Raw genomic sequence first — 18,715 nt, forward strand, 5'->3', positions numbered from 1 at the left:
GCCGGCCGGAAGCCACACGGTGCGCGGCATCGAGTAGTTGTCGATGGCGATGCCCTGTTCCTTGCAGGTCGGGATGTCGCTCCAGCCCTTGTCGCCGGCAACCTTGGCGTCGTTGGTGAGCTTGACGCTCTTGAAGACGCAGAGCGGCTTGACCATGCCGGCCTGCCACTGGCCGAGGTTTTCGCTCGGGTTGTTGACGTTGGCGTCGAGGTGTTCGCCGGCAAGCTGGACGGCCGCTTCGCCGCCGCTCTTGAACGGGATGTAGTTGATGGTCGAGCCGGTCGCCTCGTTGATCATCGAGGTGAGGATCTGGTCGACGTCCTTCGACTGGCTTCCGCCGATCTTCAGACCGCCTTCCTTGGCCTTGGCAGCAAAGTCGGCCGCGGTGTTGTAGGAGGCCTTGCCGTTGACCCAGAGGATGAACTCGTCGGAAGCGAGCGCCGCCACCGGCGTCAGGTCTTCGGCCTTGTAGGGAACCTTGGCACGAACCGGCAGCAGATAGGCATTGTTGGTGCCGAAAGCGAGCTTGTAGGCGTCGCCCTTGTTGGTCGCGGTGTAAACGAAGCCTTCGGCGCCACCGGCGCTGCCCTTGTTGGTGACGACGACCGGAGCCTTCATCAATTCGTACTTGCCGATGATCGCCTGGATGGTGCGGGCGAAGATGTCGGTGCCGCCGCCCGGGCCGGCAGTGACGACGAATTCAACCGGACGGTCGGGCTCGAAAGCAGCGGCCGGAGCGGCAACGCCGAAAACGGCTGCCATGATGCATGCGATGGAGACGGTATTCTTCATGCGGGTCCTCCCGTTATGTGTGGCTCTTCGGCGCAAGACCTCCTCCTGCGCCGTTATTGCTTGAAAGCGTACGAAATCAGGCGGCCGCCTTGAGGGCTGCCTTTTTCTTCGCCATGCGCACGGCCAGAAGCAGCGCTTCGCGGCTGGCGCCGACATCGGCGATGCCCTTGCCGGCAATGTCATAGGCCGTGCCGTGGGCCGGCGTGCAGAGCGGGAACGGCAGGCCGCCCATCATGGTCACGCCCTTGTCGAAGCCGATCAGCTTCATCGCGATCTGGCCCTGGTCGTGATACATGGTCATGACGGCGTTATAGCCTTCCTTCAGCGCGCGGCCGAAGACCGTGTCGGCCGGGAACGGTCCGTCGACGTTGAAGCCGAGCGCCTTGGCCTTCTCGACCGCCGGCTCGATGATGTCGATCTCTTCCATGCCGAAGCTGCCGCCGTCGCCGGCGTGCGGGTTGAGACCCGCGACAGCGATCTTCGCCTCGCTGTAACCGGCCTCCTTGAGGCAGTTCTGGGTCAGCTCGAGCTCGGCAAGGATCGCCTCGACCGACAGATTGTCGGCCACTTCCTTGATCGGGATGTGCGAGGTGACGCGGGCGTTCCAGACCTTCTCGAGCACGTTGAACTCGCGGATCTTGCCGGTGAAGCTCAGGACGTCGGAGACGAAACGGATTTCGTCGTCATAGCCCGGATAGGCAAAACGCATCGCCTTCTTGTTGAAGGGCGTGAAGCAGACCGCGTCGGCCTTGCCGGCATGCGCCAGCTCGAGGGCGGCGCGGAAGTTGGTTGTTGCGAACGTGCCACCAGCAAGGGTCGCCTCGCCGCGAACGACATCGGCCGGATCAAGGTGAGCAAGATCGACGAACACATGGCGCTCGGTCCCGGCAGCCTCAAGGCCCTCCAGGGTCGAAGGCGCGAGATCGAGCGTGACGCCGGCGATGCGCGCGCCCTCGTCCAGGATCCGACGGTCGCCGATCGTGATGATGTGGGCCGCTTCGCGAATGTCGGAAAGCGCCAGCAGCTTTGCGGTGAGCTCCGGGCTGATGCCAGCCGGATCGCCCATAGCGAGCGCAATGACAGGACGCGCGCCGTTACCGGCAGCACCGTTGGTCGTCATGTGAGATGTCCTCCACTTCATTCGTTGTCGCTGTCATACGTTATTCAAAATTCTGCATCAAGTCTTTTGTATTCTGTATGCAGCATTTTCTGTTGACGCTGCTGGGCACGATCTCCATGCTTTAATCAGACAGCGCTGATTCAATCGGCGCGAACGGGAACAGACGGACGACGCCCAGTCGCCAGACGCAGAAGCGAAACGATGAACGAAATCACACCCCTGGAGAAACGTCCCGGTGGCGGGCCGGGCCCCATCCGGCGCACCGCGCTGCACGACACGCTGGTCACGCATCTGCGCGACATGATCATCGAGGGCGATCTGTCTCCCGGCACGCGGCTGCACGAAGGCCAGCTTGGCGAGCAGCTCGGCGTTTCGCGCACGCCTCTGCGCGAAGCCATCAAGTATCTCGCCAGTGAAGGCCTGGTGGAGCTCGTGCCGAGCCGGGGCGCCGTCGTCAAACGCTTCAGCGCCAAGGATATTCGCGACATGCTGACAGTGCTGCGCACGCTCGAGGAGCTGGCAGGCCGCCTCGCCTGCGACGCCGCAAGCGATGCTGGCATTGCCGAAGTTCGCGCCATGCACGACGAGATGGTGCGCCGCTACAAGGCGGGAGAACGGCTGCAGTATTACAAGCTAAACCAGCAGATACACTCGGCCATTGTCCAGCTGTCGGAAAACGCCCCCCTTGCGGACATGCACGGCGTCTTGCAGACCCGGCTGAAGCGCATTCGCTTCATCGGCCACGAGGGTCCCGAGAAATGGGCCGCATCCGTCGCCGAACATGACGAAATGATCCTGGCGCTGGAATCCCGCGACAAGGACCGGCTTTCAGAAGTTCTGTGCCGCCATCTGACGAACGCCTGGGAACGGGTGAAGTCCGCGGTCTGACACTCCAGGCGTCGCGCTTTTGCCGCCTCGCCGCTTGCCGGCCACCCCAAGGGGTGGCCGCAGTCGTTTCCAGCACCGCCTCAGGTCAGCGCAAGCAACCGGCAGACAACGAAGGGGTTTGCGGGCCGGAAATATTACCTAGCGAAGCTGTTTCCCAAATAAGACACAGAGCTTGGAAAACAACTTCGAATATTCGAATACTCTTGACTTTTGACGTCCCCGAAATTCCCCTGATCCCGGGCGGTGGAGACGGGGAACGAACATGGGGCGACAGTGGCGTCGGGTCTTGCTCGCGACAGCGGCATTGCTCTGTCCTGGGGCAGCGGTCGCTGAACCGTTGCAGCGCACGCCGCCTGTCGCCGGCTCGGTCATCGCCCGCAAATCGGGCGAGGAAGTGCGCTTCGTCGACGTCTCCAACTGGCGCTTTGTCGATCTTGCCCAGGACCTTTTGTCCGGTGACGTCCTGCGCACCAATGCGACCGGCGCGCTCGCGGTGCTGTTTTCCGATCACACCCAGATCCGGCTCGGCCGAAACACGGCGCTTCGCGTCAAGCGGATGGGACCGAACGGCGACGCCAGTCTCGCGCTGGAATCCGGCACGATCTGGGCCCGCGCAGAACGCGGCGGCCAGGGCCTGGCGATCGACACCCCCGCGGCGACCGCTGCCATCCGCGGCACCGACTGGACACTGACCGTCGGCGCCGATGGCAAGACCTCGCTCATCGTTCTTGAAGGCGTGGTTGAGCTCAGCAATGCCCAGGGCAGCGTTACGGTCGCTCAAGGGGAAGGCGCTGTCGCAGCGATCGGCAAGGCACCCTCCAAGGTGGTGGTGGTCAATCCGAAAGACCGCGAACAGATGCTGTTTCATCTGTCGCTGCGCGATTCCTTCGTCTGGATGCCGGCAACCCCGCTGCGCGTTCCCGACATGCGCGACCAGCGGCAGCGCATCGAAGCCAAGCCCGCTGGTACCCGTTCCGCCGAGGAATGGCTGACGCTCGCGGAAATCTATCTATCGCTCGATGGCCGCGAGAAGGCTGAGGCGGCACTTGCCGAAGCGCGCCGGAAGCCCTTGAGCCGAACGCAGTCTGCACGCGCCGACCTCATCGACGCCCTGATCGCCGGGTCCGAAAAGCGCTACGGCGACGCGGCAAAACTCTTTGCCCGTGCTGCCCGCGGGCTCGACCAGAAGCGGCGCGCCGTCGCCGCCTATGGCGGCTACTTTGCCCGCGCGCTTGCCAATCCGGATCGGGTCGAAGAGCCGCCACGCCATACCGCGGGCGCCTACGGCGCACTGGCAAAAGCCTGGACCATCGGTTTCAGGGACGATATCCGCGCGGCGATCGAGACCCTCAAGCAGGCCGAGCGGCAATACCCCGACGATCCGACCCTGCCGGCCGCACGGGCGCAATTCGCCCTTTTGCTCGACGATCGGGACGAGGTGCTGGACGGCATCGACCGGGCATTCGCCATCGACCCCAACGATCCGACCGCACTGGAAGCCCGCGCCAATTACCGGCTTCATATCGAAAACGAGGTCGATGGCGCACGCGCAGATCTGATTGAAGCGATTAAGACGGCGCCGGGTTCGTCGACGGCATGGAACACGCTCGGCCTGGTCGAGGGAGAGCGCGGCGACGATCGCGCCGCCGAAGAGGCGCTGAAGCGGGCAATCGCGCTCGATCCGGAGGATCCGGTCGCCCATGCCAACCTCGCCATGCAATACCTGACCGAAAACCGCATGAGTGAGGCCAAGCGCGAGATCGACAAGGCGCTTGCCGCCGATCCATCCTTCGATGTGACGCTGGTCGCGCGTGGCCGCTACCACATGCAGACCGGTGAACTCGACAAGGCGATCGACGACCTCTTGGCCGGTGCCACATCCAACCCGGCCTATTCCGGCGCCCAGTTGCTGCTCGCCGGCGCCTACTACGAAAAGGGCGACCGCGTCCCGGCCGCGCAGGCGCTCGACAATGCCGACCGCCTCGACCCCAACGAGCCTGTCGTCATGCAGATGCGAACGGCGATCGCGATCGACGAATACGATTCGGACGCGGCAATCCGCAACGCCCAGGAACTGATGCGCCGATACCGGGCGCGTGGCGGCGAGAATGCAGCCCTTGGCGCCAACCAGGATGCCGGCTCGACGCTCAACGACGCCTTCCGACTGCAGGGACTGAACGCCTGGGGACAATATTACGGCGACGCCGTCTTCGACGCCTTCACCGGCTCGAGCTACGTCGACCAGGCGGTGCGTGGCAGCGTCAATCCGCTTTTCAACGACTACGACTTCGACGGCAGCCCGGTGGTCAACACCGCCAATCCCTTGAGCTTTTCGGCGTTCTTTCAAGGCCTGCTGATCGAACCGCATATGCTGGTCAGCCGCGAGCGCTCGGCCAATCTGATCCAGCGGCCGTTCTTCGAAGCCGCGCTCGGCGGCGGCATCATCGCCGACAGCGACCATACCGGCTGGGTCGGCGAGTCGGAGCTTCGCGCCTATACGCACGAGCCCTTCCCGGTCAGCGTCTACGGCAACATCCACTGGGAGGAACCACGCGACACCGTCGAGCTCGATCAGGGCCTGGAGCTTGACCGGGACGCGCGCCTGCTTGCCAGCAACGGTTACCTGACGGCCTCTCCGACGCCCGACGACCGCATTGTCGCCTATGCCAACTATGCCGACTTCGACGATAGCAAGAGCATTCTCGGTATTCCGTCCCCGCCGCTGGCACCCTTCAATTTCGACGCCATCAATGAGGACACGGCATCCCGGCTGCTCTCGGGCGTAGCCTGGAGCCATACGTTCGGTTACCGCAACATTGCCAATGCGGCCCTGTTCTTCTCCGATCAGAATTCCGTCGAGCACGAACGTATCCGCCTCTCGGGTCTGCCTTTGCCCGATCTTGCCACCAGCCGGAGCGAAGAAGAGCAGAAGACCTACATTGCCGCCATCAACCATCTCTATGGTGACGGCGATTTCACCTGGCGCTACGGCATCGAGGGCGGCGTCGTCCGATCGTCGAGCAGCATCGACATCTTCGACCCACTCGGAGCAACAACCGGCAGCGGCAATGCCCCTGTCTTCCTGTCAAGGTCGACCTCGGCGACCCAGACGGTCGCCAAAGCCTATGTCGATGCTATCTACGAGATCACCCCGGACCTGAAGGCCGAGGGCGCGCTGTTTGGCCGCTACATCGAGAAGGTCAACGACGGCGGTGTCCGCCTCGAGCCGAAGATCGGCATCGCCTGGGCGCCGGCAGACGGCCATTGGCTGCGGGCAGCCGCCATGCGCGACGGCCTCAACTTCGATGTCGCAACGCTCGCGCCGATCGGCATCGTCGGCCTGCAGCCCAATCAGTTGCGGTTCGGCGCCGAGGGCTATGTCGATACGCTGGCGCTGCGCTGGGACGCAGAATGGAACGACTGGTTCTTCACCGCGCTCGACTACCAGCACCAGATCGCGCGCGAGTTCTCGCTCGATGTGCCGCTGTCAACCATCAACCGCGACTACGCCAAGGTCGGGCTCGACCGGGTTGCCGCGACCACCAACTTTGCCCTTGGGCACGGCTTCGGCCTGGCGATAACCGCCGCCCACACCGAGGTTGATGTCAAGGACGACAGCCGCGGCTTTTCCGAAGTGCTCTTCGTGCCTGAAAACACCGGCCAGGTGGCGCTCACTTGGGTCAACACGGCCAACGTCAAGGCGACGCTCGCGGCCAACTACGTCGGCTCACGGCCGGGTGACGGCAAGACGCTCGACGATTTCTGGACCCTCGACGCCGCGCTGCAATGGGAGCCGCTCGACAAGCAGGTCGAGGTCGATCTCGCGGCTTTCAATCTGCTCGACGAGGATTTCGAGTTGCGCAACGGCCTGCCGGGCTGGGGACCAACATTCAAGGGCACGGTCAAAGTGCGGTTCTGATGGAGGAGCGCGTCGGCGTGCAGCTTTCGAGCGATCAATCCGCCAATACGGGCTCTCCCGGCCAGTGGCAGCGGCCACTGACCCTGCTTGCGCTTTCCGCCTTCGTTGCCGTGGCGCTTTCGCTTGCGACCTTGACCAACGCCTGGCTGCTGAACGAATTGCGCAGCTTCGACTATCTCTCGACCATCGGCACGCCGCCGCTGCCCGAAGACGGCCCGATCATCGTCGCTATCGACGAGCCATCGATGGCCGAGATCGGGCGACAATGGCCATGGCCGCGGTCCCTGCACGCACGCCTGATCACCGCACTTCGCAAGGCCGGCGCCCGCGCGATCGGCATCGACGTCATCTTTGCCGAGCCTTCGACCAATCCGGGCAACGACGACGACCTGGAAAAGGCGCTTGGCCCGGATGTCGTGCTTGCCGGCGACCAGACGCTGATCGAGGAGCCCCAGGCAGACCAGTTCGTGCGCACCGAGCCATTGGCCCGCTTTACCGCCAAGGGCGCCAGAACCGGCATCGCCTCGGTCAAGCTCAGTGGCGACGGCACGTTGCGCGCTATCCCAGATTATCCGGACGGCTTTGCCGTCGCACTGGCAGAGATCGCGGGAACGCCGGCACAGGCGCCGCCGGACGACGCCCTGATCCAGGTCTTCGGGCCGGCGCGGACCTATCCGACCGTCTCCTACTACCAGGCGCTCGATCCGGACAATTTTCTGCCCGAAGGCATCTTTAGGGATCGCGTCGTGCTCGTCGGCCTCAGCCTGCAGAACGCACCGTCGATCGCCGACGGCGGCGCGGACGCCTTCACGACGTCGGACACAGTCCATTCCAACAAGCTCGTTTCCGGGGTCGAGATGCAGGCGACGATCTACGACAATCTGGCAAACGGCCTGTTCGTCAAGCGCGCGCCACGACCAGCCGTGATCGCGGCCATTGCTCTTGCCGCTGTTCTCGCCGCCTTTTCGGTGTTGCGCACCACCGGTTGGCGCACGCTGGCGTATGGGCTCGGCGCCACCGCCGTCATCATCACCTCGAGCTATGCCGCCCTTCGCCTCGGCCACGTCTTCATCTCGCCGCTGGGCCCGGGCCTTGCCTTCCTCGCCGTGACCGCCGGCCAGACGGCCCTCGATTATGCCGAAGAGCGCAGGCGGCGCCACGAGATCACCCGCGCCTTCCAGCAGTACCTCTCCCCTGCGCTGGTGGAGCGACTGGCAAGGGACCCTTCGCATCTGAGACTGGGTGGCGACCGGCGCACATTGTCGATCCTCTTTTGCGACATCCGCGGCTTCACCACCATCGCCGAGGAGATGCGCGACGATCCGGAACGGCTGACGGCCCTGGTCAACCGGCTGCTGACACCGTTGTCGGAAGCCGTGCTCGGGCAGGACGGCACGATCGACAAATATATCGGCGACTGCCTGATGGCCTTCTGGAACGCGCCGCTCGACGATCCCGACCACGCTGTCCACGCCGTCAGCGCGGCACTCGACATGCTTGCGCGCCTCGAGCGGGTCAACCGGGAACTGGAGGCCGAAGCGAAACGCGACCGGCGCCCGGCACAAAGCCTCAGGATCGGCATCGGCATCAACACCGGCGAGTGCATCGTCGGCAACATGGGCTCGCATCAGCGGTTCGACTATTCCGCGCTCGGCGATGCCGTCAACCTGGCATCGCGCCTCGAAGGCGCATCAAAGGACTACGGCATATCGTTGCTCATCGGCGAGGAGACCGCGCGTCTGGTGGAGAAATCCTTTCCGATCGCCGAACTCGACCGCATTTCGGTCAAGGGCCGGAGCGCCGTTTCACCGGTCTTCACGGTCGCCGTCGGCGCAAAGAAGGAGGCACTGGACCGTCATCGGGCCTTCGTCCGAGCCAAATACGACGGGGATCTCAGGGTACACGACGTGATCTTCGACCAGCTGAAAAGCGCGCTGCCGCCGCTTGCCCGCTACTACGAGCGGGAGCGCAGCCGCCTCGATCCGTCCCGGCGCGAGCCGAAATGAGCAGCACCCGGCGCTGCGCGCGCGGACCCCTTGCTATCCGCCGGTGACACCGCCTGCAAATGCCGCCACACTTGTTACTCCCTCGCTGCGGATCGCGCTGTCAAACTGCCGACAGTTGCAACAAGCCCGTCCAGCGATCGCGCTGTCGGGCACTGCCCGAGCGAGGAGATAGAACCATGAACATGAGCACAAACGGCGGACAGGCGAACGGCGCGCCTGCCATGCAGAAGCCTGCGATCGTCTCGCCGCAGGCGTGGGAGGCGGCGCGGCAGGAATTGCTGGCAAAGGAGAAGGCGCACACCCGAGCCCGCGATGCGTTGGCCGCCGAGCGGCGGCGGATGCCATGGATGTCCGTGACCAGGGACTACCTGTTCGAAGGGCCTGACGGCAAGACGAGCCTTCGCGACCTCTTTGGCGGGCGGCATCAGCTGATCGTCTACCGCGCCTTCTACGAGCCTGGCGTTTATGGCTGGCCCGAGCACGCCTGCCGGGGTTGTTCGATGGTCGCAGATCAGGTTGCCCACCTCTCCCATCTCAACGCCCGCGACACCACGCTGGTGTTTGCCTCGCGCGCACCGCAGGCCGATATCGAGAGATTGAAGGCGCGCATGGGGTGGACGATGCCGTGGTACACGATCACCGACAGCTTCGACGTCGATTTCGGTGTCGACGAGTGGCATGGCCACAATGTCTTTTTCCGTGACGGCGACCTGATTTATCGCACCTATTTCGTCAACAGCCGCGGCGACGAGCAGATGGGCGGAACCTGGAACTATCTCGATATCACCGCGCTTGGCCGCCAGGAGGTCTGGGAGGATTCGCCGGCCGGATACCCGCAGACCCCGACCTACAAATGGTGGAACTGGAACGACAGCTATGTCGAAGGCGCCGTTCCCGACCAGCGATGGGTCGAAGTGTCCGATGCCGGAGAGGCGGCGATGCGGGACCCGCAGTCATGAGCGACACGGTCCGCTGCGAACCGCGCGACGCGCGGTCGCCCGGCGTCAGCGTCGCGCGGATTGCAGCCGCCGGGATGACCCTTGCCGCCGCCCCGGCTTTCACGCTGATGGCTGTTCTGTCCGGCGCTCCGGGCGCCGGACCGGGCCAGAACGCCTGCGGTGGCGGGTTGGATACGGCGGTCGGCGGGATGACCACCATGTATCTCCTGATGGGGGCCGTCCATCTCGCCCCCTGGCTGCGCCTGGTCGGTGTTCACCGCCCTCGCCCGGAGCGCGCATCGCGCGCGTTCCGGCTCTCGACGACGGGCCGCGGACGATCGGAGTGAGACAAGACACTCAAAAAGTGTGGAAACGCGGGAAGCGCATATGTCGCTGTCGTTGCCGAGTGGGCATGCTGTTTCGAGTCGGGGAGCCAGCACCTTCCCGTCTTGAAGTTCGGAGCAGTTCCACTAAGTAAAATCAGCAGATTTTCCAGGCAATTAGGCCCGCAAATGCGGACCCGTCGCTTTAAGAGTGTGAACCGTTCCGGTTGGTAAATCTATCGAATCGGGAATTTGACCTTGAGTGTTGCAGCGCCTCAACCGACCCCAGCACCCATCAAACGCCGCATTCTACCTTGGGCGGCAGCCGGCCTGTTGGGCGTTACAGCCATCGGATCGGCTCTCTACTTTCTGGCTCGACCGCAGGACCCGACGATGGAACTGGTTGCCCTCGACACGGCAACACTTGCGCCCGACGCAGGTTCCATCTCGGGAACGCTTCCGAATTTCCAGATCCTGTTCAGCGACGGCGATCGCGGACTGATGGTCTATGAAGGTTACGTCTATGTCGTGCGCCTCGGCGACAAATTGCCGGACGGCCGCCGCACGATCGGATTCCAGAAACGGGACGGAAATTGGACGGCGGTGACGCTTTGAGGCCTCCGGGGGCCCACGCATTGTGGATGTTAACGGCTCATTAACCTTCGCTTGCGAGGCAAGCGGGACCCCCATTTAGGCACGGTTGCACCCCAGGGCGAACTGGCGCAACTCTTTGTTAAAGAGTCGTGAATCAGTGCTTTGGATGGTGCAAAATGATCAACAGGCAGCTACAGAATGAGCTGGTCGAGCTCGACGAGGGCGTTCAGTTCGAAAACCGGTCGGTGATGAGCGAGCGCGCCGTTCAGGGAATTCCGCTGGCGATCGAAGCCGTGATCGGCCGTGCCAAGCTGACGGTGTCGCAGATCTCGAAACTCCATCAGGACGATACGATCCACCTCGACCGCAATTTCGGCGAACCCGTCGAACTCAAGGTCAACGGCATGGTCATCGGCCGCGGCGAGATCGTCTTCGACGAAGCCACCAACGCGATCGGCATCAAGATCATCGAAATCACCCCGATCCCTGCCCGCTAGTCTCGGGCAGTTGGACCCGGCAGCGACTGCGCCCGTCTTGGCATCCGTGGCTCGCGACGCTATGTCGATAGGCAACGACAGGATGCGCTACGGGAGGAGCCTCAGATGCTGATCGACGGAAAAGTCTTTATCGTGACAGGCGGCGGTTCGGGTCTTGGCGCGGCCGTGGCGCGGCGGCTGCATGGCGCGGGCGCTCGCGTGGTGCTCGCCGACATCAACGCTGAAGCCGGCGAGAAGATGGCCGGGGACCTTGGCGGCAATGCCATCTTCATGAAGACCGATGTCACCAATGAAACCGATGGGGCAAACGCCGTGTCGGCCGCCCTTCAGCGCTTCGGCCATCTTCATGGGCTGGTCAACTGTGCGGGCATTGCGCCGGGAGAAAAGGTTCTCGGCCGCGACGGGCCGCATCGGCTTGAGAATTTCGCCCGTGCGGTCGGCATCAACCTGATCGGCAGCTTCAACATGCTGAGGCTCGCCGCCGAGGCGATCCAGCGGGAAGAGCCGGGTGAGGATGGCGAACGCGGCGTGGTCATCAACACCGCGTCAGTCGCCGCCTTTGACGGCCAGATCGGGCAAGCAGCCTATGCCGCCTCCAAGGGCGGCGTCGTCTCGATGACCTTGCCGATCGCCCGCGAGCTCGCCCGCCACGGCATCCGCGTCGTTGCCATCGCACCCGGCATCTTCGAAACGCCGATGATGGCGGGCATGCCGCAGGAAGTGCAGGATTCGCTCGGCAAGAGCGTACCCTTCCCGCAACGGCTCGGAAAACCCGAGGAATTTGCCGCACTCGTGCAGCACATCTGCGAGAACCGCATGCTGAATGGCGAGGTCATCCGCCTCGACGGCGCCCTGCGCATGGGCGCGCGCTGAGTGTTTTGCGTGGCTACTCGCTGAGATTTTCGGGATTGGCGCTACGCCCGGCCGAGGCCGGGCAGCGTCAGAGGGCGGAGGCGGCCGGCACAGCGCCTGTACCCGCGGGCCTGACGACGTAGGCGCAGCGGCGCGCGCCGGCGAGAATATGCTCGGCGCGCTCGACCTCGACATCCGGGCCCATCACGTCGCGGAACACGGCGAGTTCCGCCCGGCAGAAACCCTGGCAACTGGTGGCCGCAGCACAGATCGGGCAATGGTTCTCGACAAAGAGCAGCGTGCCATCACCCGGCTCCTCCACCGCCGCCATGTAGCCCTCCTGCGACCGCAACCGCACGAGTTCGCCCACCCGCTCGCGCAGGCTCTTGCCCTCCATCGCCCTGAGATAGTTTTGCCGGGTCTCTTCCTCGCGCGCCGAAATCAACGTGTCGATCGCGGCGTCGCCGAGCGTCAGCCGGATGGTCCGCAACAATTGCACCGTGAGTTCCGCATGGGTGTCGGGAAACGCCGCATGCCCAAGCGCCGTCAGCCCCCAGAACTGCGAGGGACGCCCTACGCCTTTCGCCTCGGACCACGACGTCACCTCGCCGTCGTCGGCAAGCCGGACCAATTGCTGGCGCACGGCTTCTCCGGTGATGGCAAGGCGCTTGCCGAGGCCAGCCGCCGTCTGTGGTCCGTGCAGTTTCAGGGCCAGCAGGATGCGTTCGCCCGGCGTGCGGCCGCCGCTTTGCTCTGGATTTAACAAGTGATCGCTTGACATATTCCTGCGCGCGGTTTTACAAAGACTTACCTTGCTAAATACACCCTCATCCTTTTGGAGACAAGTGATCCAACGGGATTGTCACTCGCAAAGGAACTGACCATGGCTTTCGAACTTCCCGCCCTCCCCTATGCCCCGGGCGCGCTCGCCGAAAACGGCATGAGCGCCGAGACGATCGAGTTCCACCACGGCAAGCATCACCTGGCCTATGTCACGGCACTGAACGGCTTCGTCGAGAAGGACGCCTCGCTCGCCGGCCTGTCGCTCGAAGAGATCATTCGCCTCGGCAACGGCCGGCCCGAGCTGGCGCCGGTCTTCAACAATGCCGGCCAGCACTGGAACCACATTCTCTTCTGGAACAACCTTTCGCCCAAGGGCGGACAGATCCCCGGAACGCTCGAGAAGAAACTCACGGAAGACTTCGGCAGCGTCGCGGCCTTCAAGGAGGCGTTCAAGGCGGCCGCCACCGGCCAGTTCGGCTCCGGCTGGGCCTGGCTCGTGCTCGGCCAGGACGGCAAGCTGAAGGTCACCAAGACCGCCAATGGCTCCAACCCGGTTGCCACCAACGAAGGCACGGCACTGCTCGGGCTCGACGTGTGGGAACACGCCTACTACATCGACTACCGCAACCGCCGCCCGGACTACACCACGAACTTCCTCGACAAGCTTGCGAACTACGAGTTTGCCGAAGCGGAGCTGAAGGCGGCCTGACGGCCTGAGGAGCGCCGCGCACCGAGCATAGGTTCGGGGCGGCGCGCCAAGACATTGCAGCAGTCCTTGCCGCCTGAGCCTCGACTGCTGCAGCCCCGTGGCAACGTCCCCGCTGCCACGGGCGATCCCACTGCCGGAACCGGACCATGCGCAAGACACCATCGCCGACCGTTGATATCGACGCCCACGCCGACCTGGCCGTATCGAAGCAGGATTTCGCCGATGCGCTGTCGCATCTCGCTGCGACGGTCTGCGTGGTCAGTGCCGGTAGCGGCAGCGAAAGCCTCGGCAGAACCGTAACTGCCACATTCTCGCTTACCGCCCATCCGCCGTCGATCGTGGTGTCGATCAGGACCGCCAGTCCGCTTGCCGCCTTGATCCTGGCTGAACAAGGCTTCGCGCTGGCCGTGCTCGCGGAGGGCCAGGAGCTGATCGCCGATGCGTTTGCCGGCATGATCGAAGCTCCCAAGCGCTATCTCGTCGGCGTGTGGGCCGATTGGCCGAGCGGTCGACCGAAGCTTTTGGCCGCGAACGCCGCCCTCGACTGTGTGCTGAGCGCTTCCGTACAGCTGGGTGACCATACGCTGTTCGTCGGAACAATTGTCGCAACCGAGGCTTCGACCCATGTTGCCCCCTTGATCTGGAGCCGGCGGCGGTATCAGTCTCTTGAAAAGGCAAGGTCGCCAGCGGCGCCGGGTGAGACCCAGCACGCCCTTCCGTCATCAAGAAAACCCGCGGCCTGAGCCGGCAGAGAAAGAGAAGGAGCGCCAGCCATGCGGCAAGTTCTCGAGAAGCTGTTGCTGGAGGGCAAGGACGACGCCCTGCTGCGCTTCACCTTGGCGAACGCCTGCCTGCAGGATGGCGAATGCGAAACCGCCCTTGCCCATGTGCAGCGCGCGATCGCCCACAATCCGAACTATTCCGCCGCCTGGAAGCTGCAGGGCGCCATCCTTCACAAGCTCGGCCGGTTCGAAGAGGCACTGGACGTCTGGCGAAAGGGCCGGACGGTGGCGGAACAGAACGGCGACCTGCAGGCGGCACGCGAGATCGGCGTCTTCGTGAAACGGCTCGAACGCCAGTGTATCGCCGCCAACGGAAACGAATGATCGTCGCCCCCTAAGATGAACCCGGCCGGACCGGCAAAAGCCGATCCGACAGGGTCTTGGCAACTCACCTGAACACCGACGGCAGCCAGAGCGACAGCGCCGGAATGTAGGTCACGGCCATCAGGACGGCGATACTGGCGCCGAAGAACGGCCAGATCGTGCGCATCGCCTCGCGAATGGTAATGCCGCCCACGGCGCAGCCGACGAAGAGCACCGTTCCGACCGGTGGGGTGTTGAGACCGATGCCGGCATTCAGGATCATCACCACGCCGAAATGCACGGGGTCGATCCCGAAGGCTTTCACGACAGGCAGCAGCACGGGCGTGCAGATGATCACCATCGGCGCCATGTCCATGAAGGTGCCGAGGATCAACAGGATGATGTTGATGACGAGCAGCACGATGATCGGATTTTCCGAGATCGCACCGATCGCATCGATCATCAGGGCCTGTACCTGCAGGAAGGCCATCAGCCAGCCGAACGACGCCGCCATGCCGATGACGAGGAGCACCATCGCGGTGGTGCGCACCGCCCCCATGACCGCCTCGACGAAGCCCCTCCAGTCGAGCTCGCGATAAACCAGCATCGCCACCAGGAAGGCGTAGAGCACGGCAATGCAGGAGCTTTCGGTTGCGGTGAAGACGCCGGAGCGCACGCCGCCGAAGATGATGCCGATGAGCACGATGCCGGGGAAAGAGGCAAGCAGGTAGTAGAAGACCTTGGAAAAGCCGGGGAAAGGCTCTGCCGGATAGCCACGCCGCCGCGCCACGACATAGGCCGTGACCATCAGCGCGAGCGCGAGGAGCAGGCCGGGAATGATGCCGGCGGTAAAGAGATCGGCGACCGAGACATTTCCGCCGGCGGCGATCGAATAGAGGATCATGTTGTGCGAGGGCGGAATCATCAGCGCGATGATCGCAGCGTTGACCGTGACGTTGACGGCGTAGTCGCGGTCATAGCCACGCTTGGCCATCTGCGGGATCATCAGCCCGCCGACGGCGGACGCATCGGCAACCGCCGAGCCCGAGATGCCGCCGAACAGCGTCGAGGCGACGATGTTGACCTGACCGAGCCCGCCGCGCAGATGCCCGACGAGGCCGGCGGCAAAGCGGATCAGCCGGTTGGCGATGCCGCCGCGCACCATGAGGTCACCGGCAAAGATGAAGAACGGGATCGCCATCATGGCAAAGACGTTCATGCCGGAGTTTAATTGCTGGAAGACGACGACCGGCGGCAGACCGAGGTAAAGCACGGTCGCAAAGGACGCGATGCCAAGGCAGAACGCGATCGGCATGCCGATGAACATGAGCAGGGTGAAGACCCCGAAGAGAACCGTGTAAGCCATTCAGGCCATCTCCTGCACGGCGACATCGGCGGCGATCTCGACGCCGAGAAGCTGGTCGATGAAGCGTTCGGCGGCAAAGAGCGCAATCATCGCGCCACCGACGATCAGCGGAAAAAAGTCGACACCGCCCGGCCAGCCGAGCACCGGAATGGTTGCGGTCCAGGTCCCGGCCGAAAGCAGGATGCCGTAATAGGCCATGGCCAATCCGAAGACGACGATCAGGCCGAGGCTCGTCAGATCCATCGCAAGCTGCACGGACGGCTTCATCACGTGCCTGACGACATCGAGCCCGAGATGCACGCTTTCGCGCACGCCGACGGCCGCGCCGAGCATGATGAACCAGGCCATGAGATGCAGCGACAGCGGTTCCGACCAGCTCGGTGAATCATTGAGAACATAGCGGGCAAAGACCTGCCAGCCGACGATCAGCGTCATGGCGACCATGCCGATGCCGGCAATGCCGAGCGACGCGCGGCTCAAGCCGCCAAGAAACGGACGTACCGCCCGCATGAAACGACGCATGTGTCTTCCTCCTCCTCAAGGCAGAAGCAATCCGTTCGGCAGAAGGGAGACCGGCTTCACTGGAAAGCCGGTCTCCCTTCTGCATCACTTGACCGCCTTCACCCGCTCGAGAAGGTCCTTCAGCTTCGGATCGCTGACGAACTTGTCGTAGACCGGCCCCATGGCGGCGGCGAATTCTTCCTTGTCGACCTTGATGACGTTGGTGCCGGCGGCGCGAACCTTCTCTTCCGAGACCTTCTCGCGTGCGCTCCACAGTTCGCGCATCTTGCCGACGGAGTCCTTGGCCGCCTGGCGGACGAGCGCCTGATCATCGGCAGAAAGCTTGTCCCAGGATACCTTCGAGATCACCAGGATTTCCGGATTGAGGGAATGTTCGGTGAGCGAGTAGTTCTTGGCCACCTCGAAATGCCGGGCGGACTCGTAGGACGGCCAATTGTTTTCGGCGCCGTCGACAACGCCGGTTTCAAGCGACGAATAGACCTCGCCCATGGGCATGGGCGTCGGATTGGCGCCGAAGGCCTGCATCATGGCGATCCACAGATCGGATTGCTGCACCCGGATCTTCAGGCCCTTGAGGTCGGCGAGCTTCTCGATCGGCTTCTTCGTCGTGTAGAACGAGCGCGCACCGGAATCGTAAAAGGCAAGGCCGATCAGTCCGTGCGGCTCGAAGGCGGCCAGGATCTCGTCGCCGATCGGGCCGTCCACCGTCTTGTGCATGTGCTCGGTCGAGCGGAACAGGAACGGCATGCCAAGGACCATCGTCTCCTTGACCAGGTTGTTGAACGGCGCAGCATTCACGCGGTTCATGTCAATGACGCCGAAACGGGTCTGCTCGATGGTGTCTTTCTCACCGCCCAGCACGCCGTTGTTCATGACCTCGACCTTGATGCGGCCGTTGCTGCGCTCGGCGAGCAACTGCCCCATGTACTTGACCGCCTCGACCGTCGGATAGCCGTCCGGATGAATGTCGGCCGATCGCAGGGTGATTTCCTGCGCCTGCGCCGCCGTGCCGGCAAACGCCAGCCCCATTGCGACGCAAAGCATGCCTGCAATTTTCTTCATGTCTTCCTCCTCCTCTGATCCTGCGTCGGCCTCTCCCAAGGCCGCGGTTTGCCCGTCCGGGCCGGCATGCGAATTCCGTGTATCCATGGGGTTCGGCCGACAGCGCTTGACGCGCCGGCCGAAGTCACGTCCCGGCGAATGCCGGCAGTGCGAAAAGCTGCTCTGGGTTCTCGACGAGCGCGAGATGCCGCGCCCGATCGTCTGGCAGCCAGCCGAGCACCAGGTCGGCGAGCCGCGCGTCATCGGGATAGTCTTCGGTCTTGCGGATCATGTTGTGTGGCCAGTTCGTGCCCCAGACGATGCGGTCCGGGGCATGTCCGGCAACCTTGCGCGAGAAGGCGCCCACATCCGCATAGGGCCAGCCTTCCCTGGCGCTCTCGTAGACGCCGGCGAACTTGAACCAGACATTGCCGCGGTCGATCAGCTTCAGAAGTGCTGCGATCTCCGGCCCGTCCGGGTCGGCGCCGGCAAAGAACTTGCCGTGGTGGTCGAGGACCCAGCGCGACCGGATCCGTTCCAGGCGCGGCAGGTGGTCGGGCAGGCGGTTGCCGTCGAACTGAACGGCGATCATCCAGTTCGCGGCATGCGCGCGCCCATCGACCGCTTCCAGCGCCTCAAGGCTGACCGCCCCGCCCGGCAGGTCCATGATGCGCGCGCCGACGGCGCCGGCATCGGAAAGGCGCTGCATGTCGACATCCGACGTTTCGTCGTCGATCACGACGACGGCCCGCGCCCTGTCGCCCATCGCGGCGACACAGGCAAGCGTGTTGGCGTTGTCTTTCTGGTGGGCATTGCCCTGGGTGATGATCACCCTGTCGATGCCGAGCCAGTCCATCACCTGGCGATAGGCGCCTGCATCCGGCAGCGGCTCTTCCGGCAAGGGCGGACCGCCGGGACGTGCCGGAAAGCCCGGCAGGTACATGTGCATCTGCGCATCGACCGCACCCCGGGGCAGGCGATTTTCAGGCGGTCGGCCGGACAGGGTTCGCTCGATCATCGCGGCATCTCGGGCATCTTGAATTCGGCAAGTGCATCGCGATTGATCTCGATGCCAAGGCCAGGCGCATCGGGAATGGCGACCACGCCACCCACCGCCTCGATCGGCGTCGAGAGAACCGCCTGGCGGAACGGGTTCTCCGTGCGATCGAACTCCATGATCGGCTCGATCGGCTTCACGCGGACGGGATCCGGCGTCATCGTCGCCATGAACTGCAGCGCCGCGGCAAGGTGAACGCCCGTGCCCCAGACATGCGGCACGA

Annotated in this window: 19 protein-coding genes; 11 read left to right on the forward strand and 8 right to left on the reverse strand. The window is 64.0% G+C overall.

Annotated features, from left to right (window positions below; all coding sequences use genetic code 11):
- Positions 1-792: Bug family tripartite tricarboxylate transporter substrate binding protein (locus VGO12_RS20285; RefSeq protein ID WP_327514563.1), on the reverse strand; the 792-nt coding region annotated here is incomplete at its 3' end.
- A gap of 76 nt (positions 793-868) precedes the next feature.
- Complete coding sequence (locus VGO12_RS20290; protein ID WP_327514564.1) at positions 869-1,912, reverse strand: 4-hydroxythreonine-4-phosphate dehydrogenase PdxA; 1,044 nt, start codon at positions 1,910-1,912, stop codon at positions 869-871.
- A gap of 201 nt (positions 1,913-2,113) precedes the next feature.
- Here VGO12_RS20290 and VGO12_RS20295 point away from each other — a divergent pair, with 201 nt between their 5' ends.
- The 8 genes from VGO12_RS20295 (at position 2,114) to VGO12_RS20330 (ending at position 11,950) form a co-directional block, all read left to right on the forward strand.
- Positions 2,114-2,800: a GntR family transcriptional regulator gene (locus VGO12_RS20295; RefSeq protein ID WP_327514565.1), complete on the forward strand. Its 687-nt coding sequence runs from the start codon at positions 2,114-2,116 to the stop codon at positions 2,798-2,800.
- 262 nt (positions 2,801-3,062) lie between these two features.
- Positions 3,063-6,719, forward strand: coding sequence for a FecR domain-containing protein (locus tag VGO12_RS20300; RefSeq protein WP_327514566.1), 3,657 nt, complete (start codon positions 3,063-3,065; stop codon positions 6,717-6,719).
- Positions 6,719-8,725, forward strand: a complete 2,007-nt coding sequence (locus tag VGO12_RS20305) for a CHASE2 domain-containing protein (protein WP_327514567.1) — start codon at positions 6,719-6,721, stop codon at positions 8,723-8,725. The genes VGO12_RS20300 and VGO12_RS20305 overlap by 1 nt, the downstream gene beginning before the upstream one ends.
- Before the next feature lie 182 nt (positions 8,726-8,907).
- Positions 8,908-9,684, forward strand: coding sequence for a DUF899 domain-containing protein (locus VGO12_RS20310; RefSeq protein ID WP_327514580.1), 777 nt, complete (start codon positions 8,908-8,910; stop codon positions 9,682-9,684).
- Positions 9,681-10,010 (forward strand): hypothetical protein, encoded by a 330-nt coding sequence (locus VGO12_RS20315; protein ID WP_327514568.1) that lies wholly within the window; start codon positions 9,681-9,683, stop codon positions 10,008-10,010. Before VGO12_RS20310 ends, VGO12_RS20315 begins: the two co-directional genes overlap by 4 nt.
- A gap of 369 nt (positions 10,011-10,379) precedes the next feature.
- Positions 10,380-10,601, forward strand: coding sequence for a hypothetical protein (locus VGO12_RS20320; protein WP_327514569.1), 222 nt, complete (start codon positions 10,380-10,382; stop codon positions 10,599-10,601).
- Between the two features lie 155 nt (positions 10,602-10,756).
- On the forward strand, positions 10,757-11,077 hold the full coding sequence (locus VGO12_RS20325; protein ID WP_327514570.1) for a FliM/FliN family flagellar motor switch protein: 321 nt from the start codon (positions 10,757-10,759) through the stop codon (positions 11,075-11,077).
- 105 nt (positions 11,078-11,182) lie between these two features.
- Positions 11,183-11,950, forward strand: a complete 768-nt coding sequence (locus tag VGO12_RS20330; RefSeq protein ID WP_327514571.1) for a 3-hydroxyacyl-CoA dehydrogenase — start codon at positions 11,183-11,185, stop codon at positions 11,948-11,950.
- A gap of 67 nt (positions 11,951-12,017) precedes the next feature.
- Here the strand turns inward: VGO12_RS20330 and VGO12_RS20335 are convergent, their stop codons facing one another.
- Complete coding sequence (locus VGO12_RS20335) at positions 12,018-12,647, reverse strand: metalloregulator ArsR/SmtB family transcription factor (RefSeq protein ID WP_327514581.1); 630 nt, start codon at positions 12,645-12,647, stop codon at positions 12,018-12,020.
- A 165-nt stretch (positions 12,648-12,812) separates the two neighbouring features.
- Here VGO12_RS20335 and VGO12_RS20340 point away from each other — a divergent pair, with 165 nt between their 5' ends.
- From VGO12_RS20340 to VGO12_RS20350, 3 genes are all read left to right on the forward strand, one after another.
- Positions 12,813-13,421 (forward strand): superoxide dismutase, encoded by a 609-nt coding sequence (locus VGO12_RS20340; RefSeq protein WP_327514572.1) that lies wholly within the window; start codon positions 12,813-12,815, stop codon positions 13,419-13,421.
- Between the two features lie 146 nt (positions 13,422-13,567).
- Positions 13,568-14,164: a flavin reductase family protein gene (locus tag VGO12_RS20345; RefSeq protein ID WP_327514573.1), complete on the forward strand. Its 597-nt coding sequence runs from the start codon at positions 13,568-13,570 to the stop codon at positions 14,162-14,164.
- 30 nt (positions 14,165-14,194) lie between these two features.
- Positions 14,195-14,527, forward strand: coding sequence for a tetratricopeptide repeat protein (locus VGO12_RS20350; protein WP_327514574.1), 333 nt, complete (start codon positions 14,195-14,197; stop codon positions 14,525-14,527).
- Between the two features lie 64 nt (positions 14,528-14,591).
- Here VGO12_RS20350 and VGO12_RS20355 read toward each other — a convergent pair whose 3' ends face one another.
- From VGO12_RS20355 to VGO12_RS20375, 5 genes are all read right to left on the reverse strand, one after another.
- Positions 14,592-15,872: a TRAP transporter large permease gene (locus tag VGO12_RS20355; protein WP_327514575.1), complete on the reverse strand. Its 1,281-nt coding sequence runs from the start codon at positions 15,870-15,872 to the stop codon at positions 14,592-14,594.
- A complete protein-coding gene (locus VGO12_RS20360) occupies positions 15,873-16,394 on the reverse strand; it encodes a TRAP transporter small permease (protein ID WP_327514576.1) in 522 nt (173 codons plus the stop codon).
- A gap of 84 nt (positions 16,395-16,478) precedes the next feature.
- The gene (locus tag VGO12_RS20365; RefSeq protein ID WP_327514577.1) at positions 16,479-17,456 is read right to left on the reverse strand and encodes a TRAP transporter substrate-binding protein; all 978 of its coding nucleotides are present in this window, start codon (positions 17,454-17,456) and stop codon (positions 16,479-16,481) included.
- A 124-nt stretch (positions 17,457-17,580) separates the two neighbouring features.
- Positions 17,581-18,453 carry an amidohydrolase family protein gene (locus VGO12_RS20370; protein ID WP_327514578.1) on the reverse strand — a complete coding sequence of 291 codons (873 nt, stop codon included), beginning with the start codon at positions 18,451-18,453 and terminating at the stop codon, positions 17,581-17,583.
- On the reverse strand, positions 18,450-18,715 hold a 266-nt coding region (locus tag VGO12_RS20375), incomplete at its 5' end, for an enolase C-terminal domain-like protein (RefSeq protein WP_327514579.1). The genes VGO12_RS20375 and VGO12_RS20370, both read right to left, overlap by 4 nt.

This window comes from Ensifer sp. (genome assembly GCF_035999135.1).
Taxonomy (GTDB): Bacteria; Pseudomonadota; Alphaproteobacteria; order Rhizobiales; family Rhizobiaceae; genus Ensifer.